The sequence below is a fragment of the Chryseobacterium daecheongense genome (genome assembly GCF_003729955.1).
In the GTDB taxonomy this organism is placed as follows: Bacteria; Bacteroidota; Bacteroidia; order Flavobacteriales; family Weeksellaceae; genus Chryseobacterium; species Chryseobacterium daecheongense.
On sequence record NZ_RJTX01000002.1, the window covers coordinates 459,083 to 470,365 of the forward strand.

Here is an 11,283-nt window from a genome sequence, read left to right on the forward strand (position 1 = left end):
TTTTCTACCATAGTATGAAAATTAATATGATTAAAAGTAGAGTTATTAATGCTTTACCTTTATTATTTGTAGCTTTTCTGATAAGCTGTGAAGATAAAAAACTTCAAAGTCCTGAACATAAAATAGACCTTTTTGCGGATGAACGGCATGAAGGAACGGCTTATGTGATGAGTGAAGAAGAATGTTATGATCAGAGTCAAATGGTCATTGCAAGCTCAGACGTAAAACTTGTAGACAGCTCTTCCGGACGGGGAAAAGCAGTTTTTATTTATAAGATCCACTCAGGAGAATTAGTGAAAACAACCCGTGATTCGGCTGTTAATTATCCTTTGGAATTCCTTTCCAATTACAAGCTGAAGCTGCCAAAAGACTCCATGTATTTATATCTTCAAAAGCTTAATGGTTATCGCTTTATTGCCAAGGAAAAGAACCTTAAATACCAATGGCTGAAAGGAGCTTCCGTATATACTGTAGGTAAGGAAAACAAATAAGCTTATCTTTGCGGGATTAAATGAGATGACTTTTTTGGACAAGAATAATATAGACTCGAATCTTCTGCATATAGGAAATAAACTTCTGAGCTGGTATAAGAAAAATGCCAGAGACCTGCCTTTCAGGCAAACAAAAGATCCGTATAAGATATGGATCTGTGAAATCGTTTTTCAACAGACCAGGATCAATCAGGGACTGAATCATTATAATAATTTTATCCGAAGATTTCCTGATGTTCAAACTTTGGCCGAAGCCGAAGAGAATGAGGTATTATTATACTGGAAAGGTCTGGGATATTATTCAAGAGCAATCAATGTACATAAAGCTGCTCAACAGGTAATGAACGATTATGATGGTGTTTTTCCTTCCGAATATGAAGAAATCCTGAAATTAAAAGGAGTAGGAAAGTATACAGCCGCCGCCATTACAAGTATTTGTTTCGATGGCAAAATTCCGGCGGTAGACGGAAACTTTTATAGAGTATTGAGCCGCATTTTTGCAGATGATTTTGATATTTCCAATTCCAGAGCATTTGCTTATTTCTCAGAACTGGCTACACTCATTCTCCCTGAAAACGTAGGTGATTTCAATCAGGCCATGATGGATCTCGGCTCAGAAATCTGTAAACCGAAAAATCCATTATGCGGGGAATGCCCTTTACGTGAAAACTGTTTGGCCTATTCACTTAATAAGATTTCAGAATTCCCGGTAAAAACCAAAAAAGTAAAAAGTGAAGACCTTCATCTGAAATACTATTTTGTTCATAGAAACGGACAGTTTCTCGTGCGGCAAAGAAAAGATGACTTTATCTGGAAAAAATTATTTGAATTTCCTGTTGTTATTCCTGAGGAACTGGAGGCCTTCAGTAAAGAAGTAAAAACCATCAATCATAAACTGACACACAAAAACCTGACAATTGAAATTTCTAATGTGGAAGTAGCTTCAGAACCTGCCTGGAATAACTTTATAGCCCAAAATCAATATCTCATTACTGATTTTGAAGCTTCCCATGAAAAATCCTTTCCTAAGCCTCTGGAAAATTATATCCAAAACAAAAATCAGAAATAAAGCATTTCAAAACCACAAAAGACACAAAAGTTTTTAAAGTATAATGCTTTGAAAAATAAGAACGCATAAGGAGAAAATCAAAGATTTTCAAAAAAGGCTTTAGTGAACTTTGTCAACAGCTGTGTTTTAACTTATATAACTAAAGTGTTCAAAACTTTTGTGCCTTTTGTGGTTAAACTTATTTTTTAAATATAAACTCACTGAAAGACTGAAATTTGTCTTCTTAAATCTAAAATCTAATTTGTACTTTTGCAAAATGATTAAAAAAGTCATTTTTATTTTCGCATCGTTACTGTTATTGTCTTGTGGAAAGGATCCTGTTCCCAAGCCATATGGGGAACTTCGTTTGGAATATCCCGCACCAAAATATCAGAAACTGGATAAGGATTGTGCTTATAGTTTCGAATATTCTGATTTTGCTACCATTACGGATGCCAAAAGACCTTGCTGGTATTACCTTAATTACCCGAAAATGAAAGCAAAAGTTTTCATTACTTACTATCCCATCCAAAATGACTTTGCAGAGCATATCAAAGAAGCGGAGAAAATGGTGTATGAGCATACGATCAAAGCAAGTGCTATTGATACAAAATCTTTCGAATATCCTGAAAGAAAAGTATACGGAAATTTTTATGAGTTAAAAGGGCAGAGTGCCTCTAACCTTCAGTTTTACGCTACAGACAGCACAAGACACTTTGTGACTGCTTATTTATACTTTAACACAAGACCAAAGCCGGATTCACTGGCACCCGCAGTTAATTACATCAAAAAAGACATGATGCACCTGCTGGACACATTTGAATGGAAAAAATAATTACGTACAAAAATACATTGAAAAATATATGAAACTTTTAGTTGTAGGAAGCGTTGCATTCGATGCAATTGAGACCCCTTTTGGTAAAACAGATAAAATTTTAGGAGGTGCAGCCACATATATCGGGCTTACTTCATCCATTTTAGGAGTGAAATCAGGAATTGTTTCCGTAATAGGAGGTGATTTTCCTCAGGAATATCTGGATCTGCTTACCAACAGAGATGTAAATATTGAAGGGATTGAAATTGTGAAGGATGGTAAAACGTTTTTCTGGTCAGGAAAATACCATAATGATCTGAATACAAGAGACACTTTGGTAACCGAAGTGAATGTTCTTGAAAATTTTGATCCTAAAATTCCTGATTCCATGCAGGATTCTGAAATTTTGCTTTTAGGAAACCTGCATCCGGGTGTTCAGCTATCCGTTCTTGAAAAAATGAACCAACGTCCTAAATTGGTTATCCTGGATACTATGAACTTCTGGATGAACACAGCTTGGGATATTTTAATGGATATGATTGCCAAAACAGATGTGATTACCATCAATGATGAAGAAGCAAGACAGCTTTCAGGAGAATATTCTCTGGTAAAGGCAGCTAAAAAGATTCATACAATGGGGCCTAAGTTCGTAATCATTAAAAAAGGAGAGCATGGAGCGATTCTTTTCCATGATAACAAAATTTTCGCGATTCCTGCGCTTCCGCTTGAAGAGGTATTTGATCCTACCGGAGCCGGAGATACTTTTGCAGGAGGTTTTGCAGCTTATTTGGCTAAAAAAGGCAAATTCGATTTCGAAACAATGAAGTCTGCATTAATCGTAGGTTCTGCGATGGCATCATTCACCGTTGAGAAATTCGGAACCGAAAGACTTCAGGAAGTAACGGAGTCGGATATGTTCAGCAGATTAAGACAATTCAAAGAACTGACTACATTTGATGTTGAACTGCAATAAATAAGTCTTTTTAAGAAATATTTATAATAAAAAATTGAGTGTAATTCGTTAAGAATTCTAAATTTGCAACTTGTTTAAAATAGTAAAATGATAAATAAACTACAAATCACTTTTCTTTTAGGTGTTTTTATGATGTTGTTTTCCGGGCATGTCAAAGCTCAGTTACAGCAAGGGCAGTTGGTAGATGGGATTGCGGCTGTAATTGGAGATGAAATTGTTCTGGAATCTGATGTAAGCGAGCAGATGAACTATGCAAAGCAGCAGGGAGCATCCAATACGGATAAGTGTGAGTTTTTGGAAAATCTGATCAATAATAAGCTTCTTGTTTATGAAGCCAAAAAAGATACTTTGATTGAAAATCAATCGGCGCGTATTAAAGAGCAGGCGAATGCTAAATACAATCAGTTGCTTTCTCAGTTCCCTGACGAAAAAACAATGCTTGCAGCATATAAGTTCAGAACAGGATATGAAATGAAGAACGCTATCGAAAAAATCGATACGGATACTTATTACGGACAGGCTAAATATCAGAGAGTTACTGAAAAAGCAGACGTTACTCCAAATGAGGTTACGGATTTTTACAATATGTACAAAATGCAGCTTCCGGAAGTAAAAGATGAGATTTCACTGGCTCAGATCATGGTGTATCCTAAACTTACGGAGGCTCATAAAGAAGAATTGATCAATAAGCTGAAAAAGATCAAGCAGGATATTCAGGCAGGAGAAAGCTTTGAAAGTCAGGCAAGGATTTATTCCGAAGATGAAGGATCAGCTGCCAATGGAGGATTGTATAAGAACATCAATAAAGGACAGATGGTGAAACCGTTTGAAGCCGCAGCTTTAAATCTTCAGGAAGGAGAGATCTCAGATCCTGTTGAATCTGAATTCGGATACCATATTATCCAGCTGGTAAGAAAGTCTGGTAAAGTTTATGATGCGAGACATATCCTTTTAAAAGCTACTCCTACGGATGATGAGATAAAAACGGCTAAAAAGAAACTGGATAGTTTGAGAACTTTGATCATTGATGGTAAAATGACCTTTAAAGATGCAGCTTTCAGGTATTCTGATGATAAAAGAACGAAGTTCAATGCCGGATTGATTCCCGGTGCAGACGGTTCAAGCAAAATTGAAAGAGAATCCGTTCCCGGTACGATTAGCTATGAATTGGCAGGATTAAATAAAGGAGATATCACTACAGCTTTCGAAGATGAGGATAACAGAAGAAAAGCTGTGAAAATTGTGAAAATTGAAGAAGTGATTCCTGCTCACCAGATTACATTGGAGACAGATTATGACAGAATCAAGCAAATGGCGCTCAATAAAAAACGAAATGAAATGGTTGAAAAGTTTGTCAACTCCAAGCTTCCGACAACCTTCATATCCATAGATGGCCGTTATGATTCCTGTAGTTTCAAAGCCAATTGGAAAAAAGAATCGATTAAAAAATAAATCAAAAGCCTTCAGAGAAATCTGGAGGTTTTTTTATGGCTGCTCCCAGATAAAATTTTTCAAAAACCTTTGTTTTTAGTATTTTTACAACATGAGCAATTTTATAGATTTCAATTCAGCTAAAAAGCTTCACGAAATGCAAAGCAGTCAAAATAGAATTACACAACTTTTCAATATACAATATCCGATCATTCAGGCAGGAATGATCTGGCATTCTGGATGGAGACTGGCTTCAGCGGTTTCCAACTGCGGAGGATTAGGTTTAATAGGAGCGGGAAGCATGTATCCTGACATCTTAAGAGAAAACATTCAAAAATGTAAGCAGGCTACAGACAAACCTTTCGGGGTGAATGTTCCGATGCTATATCCCAATCTTGATGAGGTGATCCAGATCATTCTCGAAGAGGGCGTGAAAATTGTCTTTACATCCGCCGGAAACCCTAAGACCTATACGGAAACTTTGCAGAAAGAAGGTTTAAAAGTGGCTCACGTAGTATCATCTACAAAATTTGCCATGAAATGCGAAGATGCAGGAGTAGATGCAGTAGTAGCCGAAGGTTTTGAAGCAGGAGGTCATAACGGAAGAGATGAAACAACCACTTTCTGTCTGATCCCGAATGTCAGAAAACATATTTCCAGACCTTTGATCGCGGCAGGTGGAATTGCTTTAGGCTCCCAAATGAAGGCAGCGATGATCTTAGGGGCAGACGGAGTTCAGATTGGTTCGCGTTTTGCCGCAACGGTTGAAGCAAGTGCCCATGAGAACTGGAAAAAGAAAATCACGGAACTTCAGGAAGGAGATACCCATCTTACGTTAAAGGAATTAGCTCCTGTAAGAATGGTGAAAAATAAATTTTTCAATGAGCTGGAAGGTATTTACCAGACCGGAAGAAATACAGAAGCTTTGGTAACCGCTTTAGGAAGGGCCAGAGCAAAAAAAGGAATGTTTGAAGGTGATATGGAAGAAGGTGAGTTGGAAATAGGGCAGGTTTCAGCATTGATTGATGAGATTCTTCCGGTAGAAACCGTTTTCAATAATTTATTGAGAGAATTTGAGGAAACAAAGATGCCTGTATTGTAATGACGTTTTGAGTTTTGACAGAAAATAAATTCATTGAAATCAAAGGGAAAACCCTTTATATAGAATACAACAATTCGTTTGAAAATAAGCCCACCATTGTTTTCCTCCATGATTCTTTAGGCTGCGCACAGCTTTGGCGGGATTTTCCGGCTAAACTTGCAGAAGCAACCCAATGTAATATTTTAATATATGACAGGTTAGGGTATGGAAAATCTTATCCGATGCCTACTCATGAAAGACAAAACAATTACATGGAGCAGGAAGCTGATGTACTGAATGATATGCTGGATGAATTGAATATTAGTAACGTTATTTTATTTGGGCATAGTGACGGCGGAACCATAGCATTGATTGCTGCTGGTAAATATCCTGAAAAGATCAATGCTGTCATCTGTGAAGCCGGACATATTTTCGTAGAAGATGTTACGGTAAAAGGAGTTCAGGATGCTCTTGAAGCTTACAAGACAACCAACCTGGGAGAACGCTTGCAAAAATATCATGGAGATAAAGTAGATATACTATTTAAAGCATGGACGGAAATCTGGCTAAGCGATCGATTCAGAAGCTGGAATATCGAATATCTTTTACCCAATATAAATTGTCCGTTATTATTTATCCAGGGAGAAAGGGACGAATATGGAACACTGGATCAGATACAAAAAACGATCAGCCAGATAAGTGGGCCTGCAGAAAAATATATAATTCCCAATACGGGACATACTCCACATAAGGAGGTTTCTCATTTGATTTTAAACCGATCAGTGGAATTCATTAATAAAATCATTATCAAGAAATAATAGTAGAAGCGGGCTTTAGCCCGCTTCTACTTTATAATGCCAATACAAAAACCTTTCATTATAGATTACTTTCTGACTTCTCTTTCTCTAATGAATTATGAAAATCACATTTTTAATGGTGAAAGGAATCATGTCTTAAGGGTGAATTATATTTAGTTTTTGATCATCTAATCTCCTGTTAATCAATATTTGCTATTGGTGATTTGTTTTGTGTTATAATTTGAATTATTTATTAAATTGCTACAAATATTTCTTTATTGTAACTTTTTTTATAATTCTATCCGAATTAATTTGTAACTTGCTTTTACGTGTATTTCACCGAAAATGGAACTCACTCAACATTATTTAAAGTATATATGAATAAATATTCTGTTCCTGGGAATGAAGATGAACGCCTAAAAAAAATGGCTTTCTTTGAGCTTTTGAATTTAGGGAAAGAACCGCAATTGGATGTATTTGCAGAAGTTGCAAGTATGATTACCGATTGCCCAGCATCTCTTATCGCGATGATGGAGAGTGATACACAAACAATTCAGAGTTGTGTGGGGCTTCCATTAGATTTCGTCAACCGTGAAGATACAATATGCCAGTACTCCATTGCCAGTGGAGAAGTGCTGGTTATTAATGATACTCTGTTAGATAGTAGATCTTGTAATAATCAGATCATGATAGACGGTGGAATTCGTTTTTATGCAGGAGTTCCGCTGTTAGATGATGAAGGTTTTGTAATGGGTACTCTTTGTGTGATTGATTATAAGCCAAGAACAATTTCGGATGACCAGATCAGATTGCTTAAAAGAATAGGTGATGCTATTATGAAATTACTAATGGGGAAGAGAAAAAATATTCAGGCTGAATATTTTGAACAAACCTTCAGTATTTCCAATAACCTGATAGGCGTTCTGGATAAACATTTAATGATAAAGGACGTTAATCCCTCTTTTGAAAAAACGTTCGGCATAAAAAAGATTCAGGCTCAGAATCAGAACTTTTTAACTTTTTTAGGAGAGCATTGTCCGGTACTAAGATCACAGGTAGAAGATTTTTCTGAAAAAGAAGAAGAGTATAAATTCACTACTTCCACAAGGATCGATCAATCAACTGTCATTATTGAATGGACATTGAAAAAGAACCAGGATGGCTCTGAAATTTTATGTTTTGGGATCAATATTACCCATCTTATAGAAGAAAAGATGAAACTGGAGAGTTCCGAGCGAAGATTCAGAAGTTTCTTTGAAAATGCAATAGGTCTTATGAGTATGCATGATATGGAGGGATATATCCTGGCCGTGAATGAAAAAGGAAGAGAAACTTTACATTATGGAGCTGATGAAATCAATGGGCTGAATCTTAAAGACCTTGTTCCTGAAAAAAACTGGCCTTTGCTTGAACAATACATGCAGCGTATCAATGAGAACAAGGAAGATTTCGGAACCATGATCCTTAAGACAAAAGAAGGAGAGGAAATGATCTGGATGTACCATAATCTGGTTGAAATTAATGAAGAAGGTAATCCCTATGTCATCAGTACCGCTTTGAATGTAACGGAAAGAATGAGCCTGGAAAGGGATCTTGTATATGCAAAGAAAATGCTTGAACAAACCAGTGCTGTCGCCCAGGTAGGAGGATGGGAGGTTAACCTTAAAAACAATTCCGTATTCTGGTCGCAGTCCACAAGAGATATTCATCGAGTAGATAAAACGTTTCAACCTACTTTTGAAAATGCTTTGAACTTTTATGAAGAAGAAAGCAGAAAAAAGATGGATTTTATATTTAACAGGGCGGTTAAAGAAGGGATTCCTTATGATGAAGAGCTCCAGCTTATACGCAATGACGGGGAAATTATCTGGGTAAGGGTAAAAGGATTACCGGAATTTGAAGACGGAGAATGCAGTAAAGTATTCGGAATTATTCAGGATATTGATGCTTTCAAGAAAGTTTACCTTGAATTGGCTCAAAAAGAAGCCATGCTGCAGTCATTCATCAATTATGTTCCCGCGCCTGTGGCCATGCTTGATAAAGATCTTAATTATCTTTCCGTGAGCAGCCGTTGGAAAGATGAATTCCGGATGAACGATGTAGAGCTTGCAGGAAAAAGTCTGTTTGCGGTTTCAGATGTACCTGAAAATAGAAGAAAGATTTATGAAGAAGCTTTAAAAGGCAGGGCTTATAAAAATGAAAATATGCCTATAGATGGCCTTCATAAAGAAGGCCGGCAACATTATAACCTGGAAGTAAGGCCATGGTATCTTTCAGATGATATCGGCGGTATTATTATTTCTGCTCAGAATATCACCAATGTTGTTAAAACAAACGAAGAGCTTAAGAAAGCTAAAAATATGGCAGATATTGCCAGTAAGGCTAAATCTGAATTTCTAGCTAATATGAGCCATGAAATCCGTACTCCACTCAACGGAGTGATAGGATTCTCAGACCTTTTATTAAAAACACCTCTCAATGAAATACAGACACAGTACCTGAACTATATCAATGAATCGGGTGAAAATCTGCTCAATATTATCAATGATATTCTTGATTTTTCTAAAATAGAATCAGGAAAGATGGATCTTTTGGTTGAACGATCCAGTATGTACGATTTGGTCAGCCAGGTAGTTAATGTAATCCTTTACCAGTCTCAGAAAAAAAATATCGAGCTGCTTTTGAATATCGAGCAGGGTCTGCCCAAAACAATATGGGTGGATGAATCACGTCTTAAACAGGTATTGATCAACCTCCTTGGAAATGCCGTTAAATTTACAGACAAGGGTGAAATTGAGCTGAAAGTTGAAAAACTGGCTTTAGACGATAAGAATATTACATTGAGATTTGCGGTAAGAGATACCGGAATTGGAATCCCTTTAGAAAAGCAGCAGCACATTTTTGATGCTTTCACCCAGGAAAACAGTTCGGTGAGCAAACGCTATGGAGGAACCGGATTGGGACTTACCATTTCAAACAATATTCTGAAATATATGGGAAGCAAGCTTTCGCTCGCTAGTGAACTACAAAAAGGATCCGTATTTTATTTCGATATCCAGGTTCCGTATGAAATGTCTTGTCCTGAAGAAGATGAAGATCTGAAGCTTAACAAAGTTCTTGTGGTAGATGATAATGAAAGTAACAGGATCATTCTGCAGCATATGCTGGCGTATAAGAATATTGAATCCAGATTGGCCGCCAATGGAATGGAGGCTCTTCAGATATTAATGCAGGGAGAACGTTTTGATGTGATTTTAATGGATTATCATATGCCGGTGATTTCCGGGCTGGAAACCATAGAAAAAATCAAAGAATTATTCAGCTCGCAAGGAGAGCATTCACCGCTTGTTGTTTTGCATACTTCTTCAGAAGAACATGACGTTCTCAACTCCTTCCGCCGTGATGAAAACTCATATTTTTTACTTAAACCTATAAAATCAGAAGACCTATATAAAACCTTAAAAAGAGCTTCATTACACAATGGAAAAGAAATTAGCGGACCGGTTCCGGTTCCGGAAACAAAGCCTTCTCTGTTTCCGTCCTCTCTTCAGGTTTTATTAGTGGATGATAATCCCGTCAATATGGTGCTTAATCATAAAATGATGAAATCATTGATTCCGGATGCACAGTTAACGGAGGCAACAGACGGTCTTCAGGCTTTGAATCAATGTAAAGCGCAACATTTTGATCTCATATTGATGGATGTTCAGATGCCGGTAATGGACGGGATTGAAGCTACGAAGCAAATACGTTTACTGTCAGATTATTCAACCGTTCCTATCATCGGAGTTACGGCAGGAAATGTTTTAGGGGAAAAAGAAAAATGCCTTGAAGCGGGAATGAGCGATTTTCTTCCTAAACCTTTGAGGCAGAATGATCTTTTGGAAATGTTGAGCAAGCATCTTATCAACAATGATCATAATGCAAAAGAAGATATTCCTTTAGAATTTGAAAAACATCTTGATATGAACCTTTTAAATGAACAAACCGGAGATGATGAGGATTTTAAAAAAGTGTTTCTGAATTTGGTTATACAGGAACTTAGCGGATCTCAGGAGGAGTTGAAAAATGCTGCAATGGAGAGCAACTTAACAGCGGTTAAAGCGCTTCTTCATAAACTTAAAGGAACTGCGGGAGTAGCCGGATTACTCAAGCTTGCCCAGTCTTTTGCCAAATGGGAACATCAAATAGATGAAAATAATGATTATGCTTCCATGCAGGAAGAAATCGCTCAGGAAATGAGTATAGGACTGAATTTAATTAAAGGTTTAATAAAATAAAAAACAATTTATGCTGATTTTAATCGCTGAAGACGACGAACTGATTTTGAAAACTATTGAACACAAATTATTGAAAGAAGGTCATGAAGTGATTCTTACCCGCAATGGGAAAGAAGCTATTGATACTCTGAAAACTAAAGATGTGGACCTTGCTATTACAGATATCATGATGCCTTTTGCTTCAGGAATTGAAATACTCTCCTCCATCAAAACAATGGAGAAAAAGATACCCGTTATTATGCTTTCCAGCATGGGACAGGAAGAAGTAGTGCTCAATGCTTTTGATATGGGAGCTTCCGATTTTATTGTAAAACCGTTCAGCCCCAATGAATTGATGTTAAGAATTAAAAGATTTGCCCCAAAATAAA

General features: G+C 36.9%; 9 protein-coding genes. All 9 read left to right on the forward strand.

Translation table 11 applies throughout. The features are described 5' to 3' along the window. Positions 1 to 26 precede the first annotated feature (26 nt). The 9 genes from EGI05_RS10610 to EGI05_RS10650 all read left to right on the forward strand — a co-directional run bounded on the left by EGI05_RS10610 (position 27) and on the right by EGI05_RS10650 (position 11,282). Positions 27 to 491, forward strand: coding sequence for a hypothetical protein (locus EGI05_RS10610; protein ID WP_228428589.1), 465 nt, complete (start codon positions 27 to 29; stop codon positions 489 to 491). A gap of 25 nt (positions 492 to 516) precedes the next feature. Next, positions 517 to 1,560, forward strand: a complete 1,044-nt coding sequence (gene mutY / locus EGI05_RS10615; RefSeq protein ID WP_123263024.1) for an A/G-specific adenine glycosylase — start codon at positions 517 to 519, stop codon at positions 1,558 to 1,560. Between the two features lie 256 nt (positions 1,561 to 1,816). Then, on the forward strand, positions 1,817 to 2,374 hold the full coding sequence (gene gldD / locus EGI05_RS10620) for a gliding motility lipoprotein GldD (RefSeq protein ID WP_123263025.1): 558 nt from the start codon (positions 1,817 to 1,819) through the stop codon (positions 2,372 to 2,374). A 28-nt stretch (positions 2,375 to 2,402) separates the two neighbouring features. After that, complete coding sequence (locus tag EGI05_RS10625; RefSeq protein WP_123263382.1) at positions 2,403 to 3,326, forward strand: PfkB family carbohydrate kinase; 924 nt, start codon at positions 2,403 to 2,405, stop codon at positions 3,324 to 3,326. A gap of 87 nt (positions 3,327 to 3,413) precedes the next feature. Further along, on the forward strand, positions 3,414 to 4,778 hold the full coding sequence (locus tag EGI05_RS10630; RefSeq protein WP_123263026.1) for a peptidylprolyl isomerase: 1,365 nt from the start codon (positions 3,414 to 3,416) through the stop codon (positions 4,776 to 4,778). Positions 4,779 to 4,869: 91 nt separating this feature from the next. Next, on the forward strand, positions 4,870 to 5,859 hold the full coding sequence (locus EGI05_RS10635; protein WP_228428590.1) for an NAD(P)H-dependent flavin oxidoreductase: 990 nt from the start codon (positions 4,870 to 4,872) through the stop codon (positions 5,857 to 5,859). Between the two features lie 14 nt (positions 5,860 to 5,873). Further along, the gene (locus tag EGI05_RS10640; protein WP_228428591.1) at positions 5,874 to 6,656 is read left to right on the forward strand and encodes an alpha/beta fold hydrolase; all 783 of its coding nucleotides are present in this window, start codon (positions 5,874 to 5,876) and stop codon (positions 6,654 to 6,656) included. A 356-nt stretch (positions 6,657 to 7,012) separates the two neighbouring features. After that, positions 7,013 to 10,915: a response regulator gene (locus EGI05_RS10645; protein ID WP_123263385.1), complete on the forward strand. Its 3,903-nt coding sequence runs from the start codon at positions 7,013 to 7,015 to the stop codon at positions 10,913 to 10,915. Positions 10,916 to 10,925: 10 nt separating this feature from the next. Beyond that, on the forward strand, positions 10,926 to 11,282 hold the full coding sequence (locus EGI05_RS10650) for a response regulator transcription factor (RefSeq protein WP_123263027.1): 357 nt from the start codon (positions 10,926 to 10,928) through the stop codon (positions 11,280 to 11,282). The last annotated feature ends 1 nt before the right edge of the window (position 11,283 follow it).